This window comes from Flavobacterium sp. UBA4197 (assembly GCF_002379575.1).
Classification (GTDB): domain Bacteria; phylum Bacteroidota; class Bacteroidia; order Flavobacteriales; family Flavobacteriaceae; genus Flavobacterium; species Flavobacterium inviolabile.
The window spans coordinates 320,173-339,830 of sequence record NZ_DFUB01000018.1 but is presented as its reverse complement, the minus strand read 5'-3'; the positions used below and the strand labels follow the sequence as shown (position 1 = coordinate 339,830).

The following is a 19,658-nucleotide window of genomic DNA, read 5'->3' as shown; positions in this document are numbered from 1 at the left end:
CAACATCAGATTACGGAAAACCGTAATGCCGCTGTCATACGCTTCAATAAGTTTGTACTGAACATTATGCCTTGTTCCAACAGGCATATAAAACGTATAATCTAAATATAAAAAAGTATGGCATTCATTAACAGTTTAGCAAAAGGTTTTATCAGATCGGCCGTTAACCAGGCGGGCAGGGATTATGGAAGATCCTTAAACAATCGTGTTTATACCGACTCTCAGGTCACTTCTTTAAACCTGATTTCAAATACGACCCAAAATACCGATCTGAAAGAAGAAAGGGAATATATTTATGTAAAGTTCATTTGGGCTATTATACTTTCATTAGTGTTACCGCTGGTGGGAAGTTTAATTGTCATCTACCGGGGTTATGTGAACTATACCAAAAACTATAAGATGCTGTACCGTATAAAAGAGGAAATGATGTATTCCAGAGACAGAAGATTCCGGAACGGACTTAGACCGGAAGGCTACCGCGATGTAAAGGTAAACGAGAAAGTGGCTATTGACGAACAAAAAAAAGCCAAAAACAGGTATAAGGCTATCGGCTATTTTATAATTGGAGGAGTCATTTTTACAATATACTTTATCCGTTTTTTTGTAATAAAGTAAAGATTGAGGTGGTGTTATTGGTTGGATTAAACAGCATAAAAAAAGCGGCTTTAGAAATAAAGTCGCTTAAGACATTATAGCTCATTAAACATTCAAAATATACTCATTCACACTTATAAAAACATCTGCGTATTGATGTGTATTTATAAGTGCTTTATGCAAGCATATTTTACTTTACATTTGAAAATCAAACAATTACAACTACAAAATTATGACCAGGACCAGACATGTTATAAATCTTCTTATACTACATTTCGGCTGTCCTGGTCTTGCTCAAAATATTCCTGAGTTACCAATGCCGAAATGGGTTACGATACCAAATTACGCTATACAGCTTAACACAATCAATCGGGGCATTCCAAAACAATCTGATTATTTTAAGCAAACTATAAGCCAAACACAGCAACAGAACGAAGCTAACATAAAAGAAATCGAATACAACATTAAACAGACAATACTGCAAAGACAAACCTATAATGCGCTTAATACAGATATCACAACCTTAAAAGCCGAGATGCTGTATTCTTTACCCTCCTGGGCTTCTCGCCCAGAAGCAGAATATTATTGTCAGGCTTTTGATAAGCTGATTTTATCAGATAGTCTGTATTCGCTTAAAGAAAATACATTTCTAATTGAAAACACCTATTACAACAATAAGCTTGACAAACAGGTATTTGACCAAACAATAAACAATTACCGTACATTTCTGATCTCAATTATGAAAGAACGTGGTTATGATACAAATAGTAATACCGCCAAAAACTTCATACTATTTCAGTTTTTTTCGGAAACATTACAGCTAAAAAAATCAAAAGAAAAACATGTACCGTTCCAATATGATTTTGACGATTATTCAGGGCTAAAAGATCATTCCAAAATGTTTATCACTAAGCTGCTTAAAACTGGAACAGGACAATGCCATTCCATGCCGCTTTTGTACCTGATACTAGCAGACGAGATCGGTGCAGAAGCCTACTTATCTCTTTCTCCGAACCATTCCTATATCCGCTTTCCTGATGATAATGGTAAATGGTATAATATTGAATTGACCAACGGGATGTTCTCAACAACATCCTATATTCTACAATCGGGCTATATCAAATCCGAAGCATTGCAGAATAAAATATATATGCAGAATTTAAGCCGTAAAGAACTTATGGCGCAACAGCTTGTTGATTTAGCCCAAGGTTATATTCATAAATTCGGTTATGATGAATTTATAACCAAGGTAATTGATAAAGCTTTGCAACTTCATCCGAACAGTATCAATGCGAATATGATTAAAGCCAATCTTGATACAGCTCGTTTTGAATACGTAATGAAGCAACTAAACATTAATCCACGTGATCACCAACAACTTCAACAGATTGGATATTTCCCAAAAGCAGTTGAATTGTTGAACATGGTTAACGAACAATATAATGCTGTTGACAATCTTGGTTACGAACCCATGCCTGCCGAAGCTTATCAGAAATGGTTACAGGCTATGAAGAATACCGAGCAGAAACAAGAAAACGACAGAATACAAAAAATGTTTAACGGGCTTAATGCTAAAGCCAAAACCTTGCGTAATTAATGAAGCAGTTCATAATTTTATTCTTTTTTCTGATAAGCGCGACCAACATTATAGCGCAAGACCAGCAAAAGGCTTACGAAGACAGTTTTACGCTTTTAAACAGTATGTTGAAAGGCGAAAGAACGTACAGCTTTAAAAAGGCGGTATTTTCGGTGGAGAATGCTTATTTCAACGGACATATTGATACGGTTTTTGTAAACCGAGAAATCCAAATCCTAACCAGTCTTTGTCATTCTTTGGTTGAGAATAGATTTTTAGCCTATCTCGAAAACGACAGGAAAGACGTAAATAAATGGGCTGCTACCTATCAGGTTTTATGCGACAGTATTCCATTAGTAATTAATGACAAGGAATATAAATACATTCCTTTCCAATATGATTTTGAGGATGTATTCGGCAGTAAAGACATCGCCAATATGTTTGTATCAAAACTGCTTTACTCCAGAAAAGGGAATTGTCATTCACTCCCCTATCTGTACAAAATTTTATGCGAAGAACAGGGAACATCTGCACATTTAGCCCTTGCACCAAGCCATGTCTATATCAAGCATCAAAACAAAGCGAATGGTTGGTATAACACCGAGCTAACAAGCGGAATATTCCCGAATGACGCTTGGCTGATGGCTTCCGGATTTATTCATGTAGATGCCATTACAAACGGGGTTTATATGAAAGCTCTGAACGACAAAGAAAGTATTGCACTTGTATTGATTGACCTTGCACAAGCTTACGAAAGATCATTCCCTTACAATGACGGCACTTTCCTTTTAAAATGTGCTGAAACCGCAATCAAGGCTTACCCGAACTTTGCAACTGCGTTAATTCTAAAAGCCGAAGTCCATAAAAAACAGCTTGAGCAGGAAACCGATCCGGAAAAAGCAAAAAAGAAATTCCGTTCATTAGAAAAAGAATATGCCTATATCCATGAATCAGGCTATCGGTTTATGCCGGAACAAATGTATTTGAACTGGTTAGTGTCACTTAAAACCGAAAGAGATAAATATGAAAATAAAAAATTGAATACTTTTAACAAACAATAAAACCAATCATGAAACAGTTTTATTTTATTATGATATGTTTGCTTGTTTCCGGTGCAATTATCGCACAGGAAAAAACAAAGCTACCCAAAGAAGAAAAGGAACGCAGGGAAAAGAATATACAGGCAGCCAATCCTTTTGCGAAATTCGGCTATAAGGCAAGAATTGCTACCTTAAGTAAGGGAAAATACCTTGAAGTACACGACCTGGACAGTGTTGTAACGATAGGCTCAGTTCGTTTCCATGTGGATAGAAAAGAGATTGTCGGTATTATAGAACCTGACAGGATTAACGGTGAATATACAAGACCTGTCGGGGATATTGCCAGCCGATGGTTATCACCAGATCCATTAGCGGAGGAATTTCCTAGTTGGTCGCCTTATACGTTTGTATTTAACAATCCTGTTTATTTTATTGACCCGGATGGTATGCAGGCTATAGAAAATGATTCTACTTATGGAGTAGATAATAAAGGAAATATTAATAAAATTGATGATAAAGTATATTATGATAAAGATGGAAAAGAAATAGATAAATTAATCAGGGGTAATACTGCTAATTATAATAGTAAAGGAGAATTAACAAATAAAAGTGTTGATGTTTCCAAAGGTGTTTTAGATAATAAGCAAGATTTAAGTATGAAGGATAGTAAAAACAATGCAGTTAAGGGATATAGCCTTGACTTTGGAAAAAATCAATCTGAAGCTAAAAACGTTTTTGAATTCTTAGCAGATAAAGTCAATGTTGAATTTTCTTTAATTACTATTTCTAATCCTGAAAATGCTTCCAATCAGAAAAGCATGATATTAACATCTCAAATAGAAGATCGAGATTATTTTGGGGCTGATTTAGCTAATAAATACTCTAAATCTGGATTCCTTAAAGAGCATACACATAGTCATCCATATTATGATGGTCCTGGAGCTTCTAATGCTGATCAACGTTTTCGGTCAGTTATAGATCAAAACATAAAAAATCTTAAAGAGACAACTCCTAACAAGAAAATCAACGAACCCAAATTCAATGTATATCATGGATTTAAATATAACCCTTATTAAAATGGCAAGATTCAAAGCTATTATTTTGCTTACCCTTATCATCTTTTTACTTGATTCATGTTCCATAAAAAAAATGGAGAATTTTCAGGTAGAAAACAATAAAGAACTAATCACAACTCGGAAATTTATTATAAGCAATCACAATTTTAAAAAGTTAATTTTGAGTTCTAAAGAGCGCTTTAAAAAAAGATATAAGAAAGAACCAAATTCAATTACAATTTCATTATTAAAAAAAGACAATCAATTTATTGTAGAAATAATCAATTCCGAATATTTATACAATAATAAAGAAGAAAAAGATTTTATGAACGAATCATTCTTTGCTGGTATGTTGATTGACAATACACTTATTCTAATAAAAAACTCAGGAGATTATTATCTTGAAAAAGGACTAATCAATATAGAAAATGAATCAACTTCTTTCAAAATTTATTATGGGAATAGTATAAATTCATGTCTACAAACGTTTAAAATATTAGATAATAATTATGTTCTAATTAATAATAGCTGTGCATCTGATATTTATACTGAATAAAATTGATTGTAGTGATAAAAGTTAATATTTAATTAATGAATTTATTTTCTTTTTAGACATCAAATATTTAATAAAGAAGGAAACAAATTTCCTTCTTTATTAAACAATTACAGGATGAATTGGGATTGAATTTGAGCTTTAAAACATATACTGCAACAACAAATCTAGCTACGCGGGATGAGGAAATATTTAAAATCAGGAAATTAATCCATACAAGATGAAAAATAAAACTTTAATTCTACCATTTTTGTTTATTGGGTTACTTTCAAACTGTCAAAATAAAAATACAGTTGTGAAAAATAATGTAAATAATGTTGAAAAAAAAAGTGCAAATGATTGTAAAGCAATCTTTCGTAAGTTTAACGAAAAGTTAGTGGTAGAAGAAAATGATAGTGCTTTGTATTATCTTGATAAGGCTATTGAATGTGACCCGAAAAATAACAGTTTCAAGTATAGTAAAGTCAAATTTTTAACGAATATAAAAAAATACGAAGCTGCAATTAAACAATTGGATGAGTTAACTTCCAATAGTACTGATCCTTCTTTAAAAATGCAAAAAGGGATTCTTAAGCTGAAAATTAATGCAGTTGATTCAAAAAATGTATTAGAAAAATGCTACGCAGAATTCAATCAGATTGAAAAGCCAACATCTAGCAATTCATTATACAAAATAGCGTTAGATAATTACTTTAAAGGAAAGGAATATTCTATGAATGAAATTAAAAAATTCAGACAGGAGTATGTGGGTAAACCTTATGAAACGGATAATATTAATGCTTTGGAGGAATTAATAAAAAAAGAAAGCAAAGAAAATGTTCTTTTTAAGTTATTTGATATAAACGATTAATAAAATTTTAAAGCGTTCCGACATCCTGAAACGAACCACAAACGGGTAATGTATAACGAGTTGAATAAGGATTGTAAATAGTCCTTATAATTTGTTGTACTCTATAAAAAACCTGTACTCTATAATTGCACAGGCTTTCGTTGTTTTGGATATATGATTGGCCTGAACCCACAATATTCGGCACCTTAATTCAATAAAGATTTAATAGAAAATATTAACACTGATTTTCGGCACTTTAAAATATAGGTATTATATTCAAAAACTATTGTTTAATCAAAATATAATTCAGATAATTTCAGATAAAAAAACAAGAATCATCTTAACTTAGCGCATCTTTATACAAAATACAAAGATGATTGACGCAATGCGTAAATTAGAGCGTTAGCCGTCATTGTACAGCAACCATAACCAATAGACAAACAAAGATTGATGACAGAAAAATTTTCGACAATAAATAGCACACTTTCGCCAAATGGACTTAGTGAACTTATCAGGCAAAAATATGGACTAAGCGACAAAACGGAATGTAGCATCTTCCGCCTTGCAATGAACCATTTATACCTAGTTCATGATAACGAAAACAAATACGTTTTTAGAGTTTATACCTGGAATTGGCGGACAAAATCAGAAATAGAAGAAGAATTAAGACTTTTAGTTCATCTTAAAGAAAATGACAAACAGGTTGCTTATCCAATAGTAGACAAATCAAACGAATACATACAAGAAATTGAAGCGCCGGAAGGAAAAAGATTTGGTGTTTTATTTTCATATGCCAAAGGCAACAAGACAGCAAGATTTTCAGCTGAAACAAGTTTCTTAATTGGACAAGCACTAGCAAAAGTCCATCAATCGACAGAAAATTTTGAATTGTCGAGAATGTCTTATAATTCTCAAAACTTACTTGACAACTCTATTATAAGAATAAAAAAGTTCTTCGCTAAAGCCAACAGCGAAACTGAATTTTTGGAAAAACTCTCAATTTTCTTAACGTCGAAAATGCCCGGAATGGACAAACAGAAAATGAGATATGGAAGCGTTCATCTTGATGTTTGGTTTGACAATTTACATATTTACGATGAAAAAGACGTGACCTTTTTTGACTTTGATTTTTGTGGAAACGGCTATTTATGTTTTGACATTTCTTATTTTTTATACCAGTTACTTGCAACAAATTTAAACGAAGAAGAATATCAGATAAAAGCCGAACGTTTTTTAAAAGGTTACGAATCCGTAATTGAGATTAGTGACGAAGAAAAAAAGTTTTTGCCTTTTGCCTGTTTAGCAATTATGACCTATTACATAAGTGTTCAGTGTGACAGATTTGAATATTGGACTAATATTTTCTTAAATGAAGACCATTTAAAGCGAATGGTAGGAAATATGAAACGGTGGATGGCTTATAATAAAATTGAAATGTAATAACAATTGGAAAACAACGAACGGCTCACATTTTTTTAGCTCTCATGGTTAAATCAGAATAAATTGGAGCAATTGTCCGGTAAACAGGACAATAATGTTGATGCTAATAAGGAAGATCTCCCAGAAAAATTAGAGGTCCTGGCTTTGCTATTAACCAATCAGAGATAACGAAAAGCCCAAATAATGATAAATCAAGCGTAGATCAAGTCGTCACCCGATAAATCTGCTGATTTGGAAAAAGACTAAGAACTGATTTTATATTTGAATATCTATAATTATCTTTTTACCTATGTTGTACCCAATAAAAAAGCCTGTGCTTTATATCGCACAGGCTTTCGTTGTTTAAGGGTGAATGATGGGTCTCGAACCCACGACCTTCGGAACCACAATCCGACGCTCTAACCAACTGAGCTACAATCACCATTTGATTACGGGTGCAAATATACGCCATTTCCCATATCCTGCAAATATTTTTTAAAGAAAATTATATTAAATTTTCTAAACTATTGACAGCCAAATATCTCTCTGCCGTAAAACCTTCACCAAAATCGGTCCCGATTAGTCTTCCCAGGTCCTGAGAGCGGTAATTCAGGCTTTCCAAAAAGTTTTTTGTGGCTATCGGCGTCACCGGTTCGTTAGAATTCGGCTCATAAAACTGGGAACTGTATGCCATTATTGCGGCAACCTTTGTATCCATAAACCCGGTTACGTCCACTACAAAATCGGGAGTGATGTTTTTCCATTGTATATAATGGTACACTACTTTTGGTCGCCAGGCTTCCTGAGCTGCACCATCCACTTCCGTTTCGATACGTCGCAATCCGGATAAAAAGCAGGCATCCGAAACCAGCTTGCTACCTTTTCCATGGTCGATGTGACGGTCGTCAACAGCATTACACAATACTATTTCAGGACGGTACTTGCGAAGCATTTTAATGATCTCCAATTGGTGCTTTTCATCGTTTACAAAAAAGCCGTCACGGAACCTGAGATTCTCTCTTACGGCAATCCCTAATATTTCCCCCGCTTTATGCGCTTCTTCATCGCGTATTTCGGCAGAACCGCGCGTTCCCAATTCCCCGCGGGTTAAATCAACAATGCCTACTTTTTTCCCTAAGGATATTTCTTTTGCTATGGTAGCGCCACAACCCAACTCTACATCGTCAGGATGTGCTCCAAAAGCCAGTATATCTAATTTCATTTTTAAATCTTTATATCGTAACTGTTATAGCAACACTTTTTTCATCGTCATGGATTTGTTCAGCGTCTCGAAAAACTCTTTTTCAGGATCACTGTCCTTTGTAATACCACAACCGATAAAAAGGTGTACATTTTCTTTTTTTAACTTCATGCATCTCAAATTGACATACAAATCGGAATGCTCACTCCTTCCGGTCGAAAAATTCTTGTTGAGCTCTCCCAAAAAACCGGAATAAAATTCCCGGTCGTAACCTTCATTTTCAAGAATAAAATCTTTGGCAAGATGTTTCGGCAAACCGCAGACAGCCGGCGTGGGATGCAAAATTTCCACAACCTGTTTCAGGCTTTCCTTATCGTTTAACCGCGCCGAAATATCCGTTTTGATATGCAGCAGATTTCCCGCCCGTGCCGTATACGGACTGGATACCACTTCCTCCGAAACACGGTCTTTAAGCTTATCCAGAATAAACTCGGTTACAAAATGCTGCTCCTCTATTTCTTTTGGTTCCCAAACCACATTCTCCGTTCCTTCATACAACTGCGTTCCGGCAAGTGCCACCGTTTGCAGCTGGTAGTCCTTCACTTTTAACAGCTGTTCCGGCGTTGCTCCCATCCACATCCCTACTTTGGGATGATAAAAGCAATACTTAAAGGCATTAGGATAATTAGACAGCAGCCTGTTAAACAAATACTCTGTTTCCTTATTTTCAACCGCTACTTTCTCTTTGCGGGACAAAACCACTTTTTGGAAATATCCAGACTGTATCGCTGCTACCCCTTTTTCGACCAGTGTCTCAAAATCGGCTTTAGCCTCCTGCTCAAAATCCTTTGGAATATTTACCTCTTCCGACAGCGCATTCTTTTCATATTTTTCAATGATGATTTCCGCATAATCCTCCGGAATTAAAACATAATTCTCCCCGTCGAAAGGTGCAAAAACAAATCCCGTTTCGGCAAACGTTTCGGCATGATACAAATGATCATTGCTCTGAAACAAGCCAACTATTTCATCGGAACCGGGTTTGGAATAGATCACAAAGGGCAAATTTATCCCTTGCTGTATCTTTACTTTAAGGAATAAATCGGTCATGATTCTCTTTTTGGTAAAACCATATTGGTAAGCTTACACAGGGAGATCAGGTTCCCTTCTTCGTCGGTAATTTTAATTTCCCATAAATGAAGACTTCTTCCTTTATGTATAATCCGGGCAGTTCCGTAAACAATTCCTTCCCGTTTGCTTTTTAAATGATTGGCCGAAATTTCAATCCCTCTTACCTCTTGTTTTTCAGGATTTACAAACATAATAGAAGCGGCACTTCCCACGCTTTCTGCCAGGGCAACCGACGCCCCTCCGTGTAATAAGCCCATCGGCTGGTGTACTCTTGGATTAACAGGCATTTTGGCTACTAAAAAATCTTCTCCGGCATCTATATATTCTATTTCTAAAGTTTGCATCAAAGTGTTCTTCGACAAATGATTGCAAAGTTGCAGTACTTTTTCTTTATCAAATGACATAGTGTAGTTTTTGAAGGGTAAAAATACAAAATCAAAATCGAAGAGAGAATAAATTACCTTGCTTAACGTTATAGATAAATTCTCTTTTAAGTATAATTTAACATCTAAAAATTAGTATTTTTACCAAAATTCAAAACCATGCGCCATTATTACTATTTTCTTTTAGTGACTATATTAATCTCTTTGAGTTCCTGCCGTAACGATTTCTCGTTTGAACCCAGCAGCGGAAATTTAGAATTTTCTAAAGAAACAGTTTATCTGGATACCGTTTTTACCAATATTGGTTCCAGCACCTATACTTTAAAAGTATACAACCGCAGTAATAAGGATATCAAAATCCCAAGTGTACGCTTAGGAGAAGGAGAAAATTCAAAATACCGTTTAATGGTCGACGGTATGCCCGGTAAAGTATTCAACAATGTAGAACTGCTGGCAAAAGACAGTATGTATATTTTTGTGGAAACCACTATCAATTATAATGAGTATGCCAATCCGGATGCCCAATATTTATATACCGATAAAATCGAATTTGATTATGGTGCCAACTATCAGAAAGTAGACCTGATAACGCTGGTTAAAGATGCCTATTTCATCTATCCGGGACGTACGAACGGCATTTACGAACAGGTGGAAGCCGGTATCGACAACGAAGGCAACATCCTTACCACACGAGGCCGGAACCTAAATGAGGTGCATCCTGATAACGGGAATGAATTCCTTTGGAAAAAAGACAAACCTTATGTAATATACGGCTATGCCGCTGTTCCAACCGGTAAAACACTGACAGTTGAAGCCGGTGCCCGAATCCATTTTCATGCCGAATCCGGACTGATCGTACAAACCGGAGGCAGCTTAAAAGTGGACGGTTCAAAATCGACAACGGAAGCCTTAGAAAATGAAGTTATTTTCCAGGGAGATCGTTTAGAACAGGATTTCTCTGAAATTCCGGGACAATGGGGAACAATCTGGCTGCGCAACGGCAGTACCGGACACCATTTAAAAAACCTGACCATTAAAAATGCCGTTGTAGGCTTATTAACCGAAGGAAATGACGGTACAGACGAAACACTGAAACTGACCAACGTTCAGATATACAACAGCGCCAACGTTGGTCTGTTGGCCCGTAATGCCCATATTAAAGGGGATAATGTTGTAATCAACAAAGCCGGACAGGCCGGATTAGCCTGTACCTATGGCGGGAAATATACATTCCGTCAATCCACCTTTGCCAACTACTGGTCCCGCCCGAATCAGGTTGCAGTTGCGGTCGATAACGGTCCTGCCGAACAGCCGGTTGCTTTGGAAGCAGCCCAGTTTGACAACTGTATTATCTTCGGTTCCAGCAATATTTCGCTTTCAATGAGTAAAAATCCTGCCGCAGCTTTTAACTATAAATTCAACAACTGCCTGATTAAATTCTTTGATGTAGCACAACAGTATGCCAACAATAGCCTATACCCTATTGCCAATACAACAGATTACGCAAATTGCCGTATTGCTGTAAATTCCAACAGCAATTCTTTTAAACCGGAATTCAAAAACACCGCTAAAAACCAGCTGAACATCGGAGAAAACTCCAGTGCCAGAGGATATGGTGTAGCAGTAGCCAATCCGTTTTTAGAAGATATCTTAGGAAATTCCAGACCAAACGGCGGTTCCGATCTGGGAGCTTATCAATATATTCCGGAATAAAACCCCGGTAAAATATTCCTTAATTAATTCTGATTTCAAAATTGGCTAATTGACCGAATTAGATTAATTTTGCATTTTTAAAAACAACACACAAACAACACACACAATGATTCATTTCTTCGGAAACCAGACCAATACGGTTTTTGCAGTACAATCGCAAAGCGAGCTTTCTGCTCAGGACATTACGAAATTAAACTGGCTGTTTGCAAGCGCTACTGAAAACCCTTGCACAGTTCTTAACGATACAAAGGCATCTCTGGATGCTTTTTTTGTTGGCCCACGTGCAGCAATGATCACACCGTGGAGTACCAATGCCGTTGAGATCACCCAGAATATGGGTATTTCGGGCATTATCCGGATTGAGGAATTTGAAAAAGTAACGGAAGATTTTAACGATTTCGATCCGATGCTTTTCCAGAAATATACTGCGCTTCACCAGGATATTTACACGATCAACATCCAGCCGGAACCTATTTTGGAAATTGAGGACATCGCAGCCTACAACCAAAAAGAAGGATTGGCATTAAGTCAGGAAGAAGTGGATTACCTGAACAACTTAGCCGTAAAATTAGGGCGCAAGTTAACCGATTCGGAAGTATTCGGATTCTCACAGGTAAATTCGGAGCACTGCCGTCACAAAATTTTCAACGGAACATTTGTGATTGACGGTGAAGAAAAACCGACTTCCCTATTCAAATTAATCAAAAAAACATCCGAAACACATCCAAACGATATCGTTTCGGCCTATAAAGATAACGTGGCTTTTGTAAAAGGGCCGCGCGTACAGCAGTTTGCACCTAAAACAGCCGACAAACCGGATTTTTATGCCATTCAGGAATTTGATTCGGTTATTTCGTTAAAAGCGGAAACACACAACTTCCCTACCACGGTAGAGCCTTTCAACGGGGCGGCAACCGGTTCGGGAGGAGAGATCCGTGACCGTTTGGCAGGTGGCCAGGGTTCTTTGCCATTGGCAGGAACAGCAGTGTATATGACTTCATATTCCCGTCTGGAAGAAAACCGTTCGTGGGAAAATGCCATGGACGAAAGAAAATGGTTGTACCAGACTCCAATGGACATCCTGATCAAGGCTTCCAACGGAGCTTCCGACTTTGGAAACAAATTCGGACAGCCGTTAATTACCGGTTCGGTATTGACTTTTGAACACGAAGAAGATGCCCGCAAATTAGGTTTCGACAAAGTGATCATGCTAGCCGGAGGAATCGGATACGGAAAAGAAAGCCAGGCAAAAAAACAAAAACCGGCTGTAGGTGACAAAGTAGTCATTTTAGGTGGTGAAAATTATAGAATCGGAATGGGTGGTGCTGCTGTTTCATCGGCAGATACCGGAGCTTTCGGTTCAGGAATTGAATTAAATGCGATCCAGCGTTCCAATCCGGAAATGCAGAAACGTGCTGCCAATGCCGTTCGCGGATTAGTGGAAAGCGATCACAATCCTATTGTTTCCATCCACGATCACGGTGCCGGCGGACATTTGAACTGTCTATCGGAATTAGTGGAAGAAACCGGTGGAAAAATCGATCTGGACAAGCTTCCTGTTGGTGATCCTACTCTTTCTGCTAAAGAAATCATTGGAAACGAATCACAGGAACGTATGGGATTGGTTATCGGTGAAAAAGATTTGGAAACGCTACAGCGTATTGCCGACAGGGAACGTTCGCCAATGTATGCTGTGGGTGACGTAACCGGCGATCATCGTTTTACTTTCGAATCGGCTTCTACAGGTGCCAAACCAATGGATTTTGCTTTGGAAGACATGTTTGGAAGTTCTCCGAAAGTGATCATGAACGACAGCACTATCAACAGAAAATATCAGGATTTAGAGTATACAACAGCCAATATCCCTGCCTATTTAAACCAGGTTTTACAATTGGAAGCCGTAGCGTCAAAAGACTGGCTGACCAATAAAGTAGACCGTTGTGTGGGCGGACGTGTTGCCAAACAGCAATGTGCCGGACCATTACAGTTACCATTAAACAACGTGGGTGTAATGGCTTTGGATTTCCAGGGAAAAGAAGGTGTTGCGACCACTATCGGGCATTCGCCGGTTTCGGCTTTGGTTGATCCGGTAGCAGGTAGCCGTAACGCTATCGCTGAAGCTTTATCAAACATTGTCTGGGCACCGTTAAAAGACGGACTGAAAAGTGTTTCATTATCTGCTAACTGGATGTGGGCTTGTAAAAACGAAGGTGAAGACGCCCGTTTATATGAAGCGGTAAAAGGCTGTTCCGATTTTGCTATCGAATTGGGCATCAATATCCCAACCGGGAAAGATTCCCTTTCCATGAAACAAAAATATCCGAACGACGAAGTAATTGCACCGGGAACGGTTATTATTTCTGCCGGAGGAAATTGTGCTGACATTACTAAAATTGTGGAGCCTGTTTTACAACGAAACGGCGGAAGCATTTATTATATCAACCTGTCTCAGGACAGCTTTAAACTTGGTGGTTCTTCTTTTGCACAGATTTTAAATAAAATCGGTGAAGAAGTACCAACAATTACCAATGCCGGTTATTTCAAAAAGGCATTCAACACTATCCAGAATTTAATCAAGGCCGGTAACATTAAAGCCGGACACGACATCGGAAGCGGCGGTTTAATCACTACCCTTTTGGAAATGTGTTTTGCAGATGTAAATCTGGGTGCTGCTTACGATTTATCCTCTTTACAAGAACAGGATACCGTTAAAGCCCTATTCAACGAAAACATCGGATTGGTTTTCCAGGCAGATGCTGAAGCTGAAACAGTGCTAAACAACAACGGTATTGAATTCTTTAAAATTGGTGAGGTAACGGAAATCAATACCGTAACCATTACCAATAATGAAGACGTTTTTGCATTCAATGTTACGGAACTGAGAGATATCTGGTACAAAACCTCTTTCCTTTTAGACCAGAAACAGTCTAAAAACGGAATGGCGCAGGAACGTTATAACAATTATAAAAACCAGCCGCTAAACTATACTTTCCCGTTACATTTCGACGGTAAGAAACCGGTTATCGACGCATCAAAACCACGTCCGAAAGCCGCTATCATCCGTGAGAAAGGAAGTAACTCCGAGCGTGAAATGGCAAATGCGATGTATTTAGCCGGATTTGACGTAAAAGACGTGCACATGACCGACCTGATTACCGGGCGTGAAACATTGGAAGATATCCAGTTTATCGGTGCCGTAGGAGGTTTCTCCAACTCAGATGTTTTAGGTTCTGCCAAAGGCTGGGCCGGTGCTTTCCTATACAATGAAAAAGCCAATACGGCATTGAAAAACTTCTTTAAGCGCGACAATACGCTTTCGGTAGGTATCTGTAACGGCTGCCAGTTATTTATGGAGCTGGAATTAGTCAACCCGGAACACGAAGTACACGGAAAAATGCACCACAATACAAGTGCAAAACACGAAAGTATCTTTACTTCCGTTACCGTTCAGCCAAACAACTCGGTAATGTTATCCACATTAGCAGGAAGCACATTAGGGGTTTGGGTTTCACACGGTGAAGGAAAATTCAAATTACCGTATGCAGAAGAACAGTACAATATTGTTTCCAAATATGCTTACGACAGCTATCCGGCAAATCCAAACGGTTCGGATTATAACACTGCAATGATGTGCGACACTACCGGTCGTCACCTGGTAATGATGCCGCATATCGAGCGTTCCACGTTCCCTTGGAACTGGGCACATTATCCGGCAGGACAGCAGGATGAAGTATCGCCATGGCACGAAGCATTTGTAAATGCCCGTAAATGGATCGACAATAAAAACAAATAAAAACAAAAACGCCCCGATGATTCGGGGCGTTTTTAAATAGTAGAGGACTGATTTGAGATATTTGATATATGACGTTTGATTTGAAATATATGAGATACGAAGTTTGAGATATGGGATTTGATTTGATATAAAAAATAAGGTGGGNNCCCACCTTATTTTTTATATCAATGTACTTATTACTCTTCTTCTTCCACAGTGTGGGATTTGGAGTACACTCTCCATTTTTCAATACATTCCTGCATATCCTGCGGCAATTCGGTATCAAATCGCATAAACTCTTTGGTTACCGGATGCTCGAAGCCTAATGTTTTAGCATGCAGTGCCTGTCTTGGCAAAGTCTTAAAACAGTTGTCAATGAACTGTTTGTATTTTGTAAAGGTAGTACCTTTCAAAATCAGGTGTCCGCCATAACGCTCATCGTTAAATAAGGTATGTCCGATATATTTCATGTGGGCACGGATCTGATGGGTACGCCCGGTTTCCAGGATACAGGAAACCAATGTTACATATCCGAAACGTTCCAACACCTTATAATGCGTTACCGCATGTTTTCCAAACTCTTCACTGTCATAAACCGACATTTGCATACGGTCTTTCATGTGACGTCCGATATAGCCTTCAATCGTTCCTTCCTCCTCTTCAATATTCCCCCAAACCAGGGCAACATATTCTCTTTCGGAAGTTTTATCGGCAAACTGTTTCGTCAAATAGGCCATCGCCATATCCGTTTTGGCGACCACTAACAATCCGGTAGTATCTTTATCAATACGGTGTACCAATCCCGGACGCTCACTACTGTTTAGCGGCAGGTTCTCAAAATGATAAGCCAGCGCATTCACCAGAGTTCCGGTATAGTTACCGTGTCCCGGATGGACTACCAGTCCGGCAGGTTTATTGATTACCAGCAATTGATCGTCTTCAAAAACAATATCCAGCGGAATATTCTCCGGAATAATCACATTTTCAAACGGCGGCTGTTCCATTAACACACGCACCACATCAAATGCTTTTACTTTATAATTGGATTTAACAGGGATATCGTTCACAAAAATGTTTCCATTTGTTGCCGCCTGCTGGATTTTATTTCTTGTTGCATTCTCAACAAGATTCATTAAAAATTTATCCACGCGCAAAGGAGCCTGCCCTTTTGCCGCTTCAAAACGATAATGTTCAAATAATTCACCGTCTAAATCGGCTTCTTCGTTTATATTATTATTCTGCATTACTTTCTGTTGTATTTTCTTTTACAGGAATACTATCCGTTGCTGTTTCCTCTACAAATCCTGTTTTACCGTCTCCCAAAACCAAATCGATTTTTGAAGCTTTCAATACTTTATCGCCGGCTTTTAACTGTTTTCCACCCTGTTTCATCTCCAAAACAACATCTTTAGCCATATACGGAACATATTTCACGTTTCCTTCTTCCAGGCCTAAAGCCCGTAAAGTTGACAGCGACTGACGGTATGTTTTCTGGATAAGATCCGGCATGGTCACTTGCGAGTAACCGCCAGAGTTAATCTTAACATACACTTTTCTGCCGTCTTTTACCGTTACTCCCGGCAACGGATCCTGCTCTACTATAGAATAAGGCGGGAAATCGGCTTTGAAATCAACAGTATCGAGTAAATGAATTTCCAAATCAATGTCATTTAACTTCTCCTCTGCTTTATCAATAGTCATTTTTGACAAATTAGGAACAGGGATTTCTTCCCCGTGATTGGTAGCATATCCTAACCATTGCATTACTAATACCACAAATACAATCAGGATAATCAGTGCTAATGCTAAATTTTTAAAGAATGTAAAACTGGTTAAAAACTTTTTCCAACTCATAAATAATCGAATTTTGGCAAATATATAAAATACTAAAGGTTTTTACTTTCTTTAAAGCCTTATATTTTATTATTCAATCCGGAATGATTCAACAAATAATAATACTTTTGTAATATACTTAACTAATAATTCAAACGTAGCAAAATGAAAAATGTTGCCATTATTATGGGAGGATATTCCAGTGAATATCAAATCTCTTTAACAAGTGGAAATGTAGTCTATAAATTTCTGGACCAGTCAAAATACAACGCCTACCGCATCCATATTTTTAAGGACAAATGGGTAATGGTAGACGAAAATGATGCTGAATTTCCGGTAAACCGTCATGATTTCTCTGTGGAGTATAAAGGTGTAAAATTACAATTTGATGTGGTTTTCAATGCGATACACGGAACTCCGGGCGAAGACGGATTAATGCAGGCTTATTTTGAATTATTAGGTATTCCGCAAACGTCCTGCGATTATTACCAGGCTGCTTTAACGTTTAACAAAAGAGATTTACTATCTGTATTAAAACCATACGGCATTAAAACGGCTACTTCTTTTTACTTAAACGAAGGCGATAGCATTGATGAACAAACGATTATCAAAACCGTAGGACTGCCTTGTTTTGTAAAGCCAAACAAAGCTGGTTCCAGCTTTGGAATTTCCAAAGTAAAGTCGGTGGAAGAATTATTACCGGCAATTGCAAACGCCTATAAAGAAGATAACGAAATTATCATTGAAAGCTTTCTGGACGGAACCGAAGTTTCGGTGGGTGTAATCAACTATAAAGGGGTGACTACGGTACTTCCGATAACGGAAATCGTTTCCGAAAATGATTTCTTTGATTATGAAGCAAAATACCTGGGCAAATCCCAGGAAATCACTCCGGCAAGAATTTCACCGGAAATGACCGAAAAAGTAAGCGCGGTAGCCAAACGCGCCTATGATGTTTTAAAAATGAAAGGTTTTTCCCGTAGTGAATTTATCATTGTTAACGACGAACCGTATATGCTGGAAATGAATACAATTCCCGGATTAACAACCGAAAGTATTTTACCGCAACAGGCAAAAGCAGCAGGAATTTCTTTAACCGAATTGTTTGACAATGCTATCGTATTAGCATTACAATAATTCCAACGCAAAAAAACCAACCAAATGAGAAAAGCAATATTTCCCGGTTCATTCGACCCGATCACTCTGGGACATTATGATATTATCAAAAGAGCCCTTCCGTTATTTGATGAAATCATCGTTGCCATTGGGGTCAATGCCGAAAAAAAATACATGTTCTCTTTAGAAACGCGTCAAAAATTCATTGAAGATGCTTTTCAAAACGAACCGAAAGTTTCGGTAGTGACCTATCAGGGATTAACAATTGACCTGTGCCAGAAGTTAAACGCACAGTTTATTCTCCGCGGACTTCGCAATCCGGCGGATTTTGAATTTGAAAAAGCAATTGCCCATACCAACAGAAAGTTATCCCATATTGAAACGGTATTTCTATTAACGGCTGCCAGTACTTCCTATATCAGTTCCAGCATTGTCCGCGATGTTATCCGTAACGGCGGTGATTATACTGTTTTAGTACCGGATTCGGTAAAAATAAAATAAAAAAGAAACGCCTGTCCGGGCGCTTCTTCACTTTTTGTCATGCTGGAAACGTTTACTGTTTCACGATTTTTTTCACTAAGTTTCCTTCAGCCGTTTCCAGATTCAACAGGTAAACACCCGTTGCAAAACCGGAAATATCAATTTTGCTTCCTGTATTGGTTTTTAAAGCAAATTGTTTACCGGTGATATCAACCAGCGTTGCTTTCTGGATCTCCAATTCGTTTGGCAGCTCTACTGTAAACAATCCTGACGTCGGATTAGGATAAACCGTTACTAATTTTGAGGCAAATTCATTAACACCCAATGTCGTTCCTACCGCATTGATAACCATGTGTACATTTGGAAAACCGGTTCCCACAGCTGCCACATCTGTTGGCGTTGTTATCGAACAGGTGGTCGAAGCAATATAGCTTGGTCCTGTTTGTCCGGCCGAATTGGATCCTAAAATGATTCGGATACCGGATCCGGTTGCCGCTGCGGCATATCCTACTTCTACGATTAACGTTGCATTTGCAGGAACTGTAGCCGTTAACGGAACGGAAACAATAGTACCCACATTTGCAGTCTGAACGGTATAATCCGCCTGTCCTAACAAAGTATATCCGGTATTCGGGAACCCTGCAGGGAAAGCAGCCGTTGTACTGTATGCCTTAACGGTCACTACATAACTGCTGGCTCCGGTCAGGGAATTAACGCCAAACTGGATCGCCGACAAATTAAAAGCAGCCGTAACCCCCAATGCATTCAGGTTAAAACTTCTGTAATACCTGTTGTCACTGGATGTTGCCGTAGTACTGTTACCACAAGCTACTGTATTTCCATTGATTGCCTGCGAATTAGAATGTGTGAGCACAATTTGCGCCTCAACTGCAAAAGACATTAAAAAAAACAAGCATAAAAGAGTAATTTTTTTCATATTTTTATTTTTTAATTGATTAAGCA

The 19,658-nt window shown here is 38.0% G+C and carries 17 protein-coding genes and 1 tRNA gene; 11 read left to right on the top strand and 7 right to left on the bottom strand.

All coding sequences use genetic code 11. The annotated features are described in order from the left end of the window. Positions 1-117 precede the first annotated feature (117 nt). From B3394_RS11640 to B3394_RS11610, 7 genes are all read left to right on the top strand, one after another. Positions 118-615, top strand: a complete 498-nt coding sequence (locus tag B3394_RS11640; RefSeq protein WP_286921587.1) for a hypothetical protein — start codon at positions 118-120, stop codon at positions 613-615. A gap of 211 nt (positions 616-826) precedes the next feature. After that, positions 827-2,191: a hypothetical protein gene (locus B3394_RS11635; RefSeq protein WP_286921585.1), complete on the top strand. Its 1,365-nt coding sequence runs from the start codon at positions 827-829 to the stop codon at positions 2,189-2,191. After that, a complete protein-coding gene (locus B3394_RS11630; RefSeq protein ID WP_286921571.1) occupies positions 2,191-3,231 on the top strand; it encodes a hypothetical protein in 1,041 nt (346 codons plus the stop codon). Before B3394_RS11635 ends, B3394_RS11630 begins: the two co-directional genes overlap by 1 nt. A gap of 8 nt (positions 3,232-3,239) precedes the next feature. Beyond that, positions 3,240-4,286 (top strand): JAB-like toxin 1 domain-containing protein, encoded by a 1,047-nt coding sequence (locus B3394_RS11625; RefSeq protein ID WP_286921569.1) that lies wholly within the window; start codon positions 3,240-3,242, stop codon positions 4,284-4,286. A 1-nt stretch (position 4,287) separates the two neighbouring features. Further along, positions 4,288-4,821, top strand: coding sequence for a hypothetical protein (locus B3394_RS11620; RefSeq protein WP_286921568.1), 534 nt, complete (start codon positions 4,288-4,290; stop codon positions 4,819-4,821). Positions 4,822-5,038: 217 nt separating this feature from the next. Continuing rightward, positions 5,039-5,668: a hypothetical protein gene (locus B3394_RS11615; protein ID WP_286921567.1), complete on the top strand. Its 630-nt coding sequence runs from the start codon at positions 5,039-5,041 to the stop codon at positions 5,666-5,668. Positions 5,669-6,097: 429 nt separating this feature from the next. Continuing rightward, positions 6,098-7,087: a phosphotransferase gene (locus B3394_RS11610; RefSeq protein ID WP_177733717.1), complete on the top strand. Its 990-nt coding sequence runs from the start codon at positions 6,098-6,100 to the stop codon at positions 7,085-7,087. A 346-nt stretch (positions 7,088-7,433) separates the two neighbouring features. Here B3394_RS11610 and B3394_RS11605 read toward each other — a convergent pair. The 4 genes from B3394_RS11605 to B3394_RS11590 all read right to left on the bottom strand — a co-directional run bounded on the left by B3394_RS11605 (position 7,434) and on the right by B3394_RS11590 (position 9,802). Beyond that, positions 7,434-7,509, bottom strand: a tRNA-His gene (locus B3394_RS11605). 62 nt (positions 7,510-7,571) lie between these two features. After that, the gene (gene bshB1 / locus B3394_RS11600; protein ID WP_286921533.1) at positions 7,572-8,288 is read right to left on the bottom strand and encodes a bacillithiol biosynthesis deacetylase BshB1; all 717 of its coding nucleotides are present in this window, start codon (positions 8,286-8,288) and stop codon (positions 7,572-7,574) included. 24 nt (positions 8,289-8,312) lie between these two features. After that, positions 8,313-9,377, bottom strand: a complete 1,065-nt coding sequence (locus B3394_RS11595; RefSeq protein WP_286921527.1) for an isochorismate synthase — start codon at positions 9,375-9,377, stop codon at positions 8,313-8,315. Then, on the bottom strand, positions 9,374-9,802 hold the full coding sequence (locus tag B3394_RS11590; protein ID WP_177733709.1) for a PaaI family thioesterase: 429 nt from the start codon (positions 9,800-9,802) through the stop codon (positions 9,374-9,376). Before B3394_RS11590 ends, B3394_RS11595 begins: the two co-directional genes overlap by 4 nt. A gap of 138 nt (positions 9,803-9,940) precedes the next feature. Here B3394_RS11590 and B3394_RS11585 point away from each other — a divergent pair, with 138 nt between their 5' ends. Next, entirely contained in the window at positions 9,941-11,494 is a 1,554-nt protein-coding gene (locus B3394_RS11585; protein WP_286921524.1) for a hypothetical protein, read from the top strand. Between the two features lie 106 nt (positions 11,495-11,600). Next, positions 11,601-15,287, top strand: a complete 3,687-nt coding sequence (gene purL / locus B3394_RS11580) for a phosphoribosylformylglycinamidine synthase (RefSeq protein ID WP_286921522.1) — start codon at positions 11,601-11,603, stop codon at positions 15,285-15,287. 176 nt (positions 15,288-15,463) lie between these two features. On the opposite strand, the gene B3394_RS11575 is transcribed toward purL, so the two are convergent. Both B3394_RS11575 and B3394_RS11570 read right to left on the bottom strand, forming a co-directional pair. Next, a complete protein-coding gene (locus B3394_RS11575; RefSeq protein ID WP_177733703.1) occupies positions 15,464-16,510 on the bottom strand; it encodes an RluA family pseudouridine synthase in 1,047 nt (348 codons plus the stop codon). Further along, positions 16,500-17,120: a PASTA domain-containing protein gene (locus B3394_RS11570; RefSeq protein WP_177733701.1), complete on the bottom strand. Its 621-nt coding sequence runs from the start codon at positions 17,118-17,120 to the stop codon at positions 16,500-16,502. Before B3394_RS11570 ends, B3394_RS11575 begins: the two co-directional genes overlap by 11 nt. A gap of 144 nt (positions 17,121-17,264) precedes the next feature. Between B3394_RS11570 and B3394_RS11565 the strand changes: the two genes are divergently transcribed. Together B3394_RS11565 and coaD are read left to right on the top strand one after the other, a co-directional pair. Continuing rightward, positions 17,265-18,236, top strand: a complete 972-nt coding sequence (locus B3394_RS11565; protein WP_273246874.1) for a D-alanine--D-alanine ligase — start codon at positions 17,265-17,267, stop codon at positions 18,234-18,236. Positions 18,237-18,260: 24 nt separating this feature from the next. Further along, on the top strand, positions 18,261-18,716 hold the full coding sequence (gene coaD, locus B3394_RS11560; RefSeq protein WP_177733697.1) for a pantetheine-phosphate adenylyltransferase: 456 nt from the start codon (positions 18,261-18,263) through the stop codon (positions 18,714-18,716). A 52-nt stretch (positions 18,717-18,768) separates the two neighbouring features. Here coaD and B3394_RS11555 read toward each other — a convergent pair whose 3' ends face one another. After that, the gene (locus B3394_RS11555) at positions 18,769-19,632 is read right to left on the bottom strand and encodes a T9SS type A sorting domain-containing protein (protein WP_286921474.1); all 864 of its coding nucleotides are present in this window, start codon (positions 19,630-19,632) and stop codon (positions 18,769-18,771) included. Positions 19,633-19,658 lie beyond the last annotated feature (26 nt).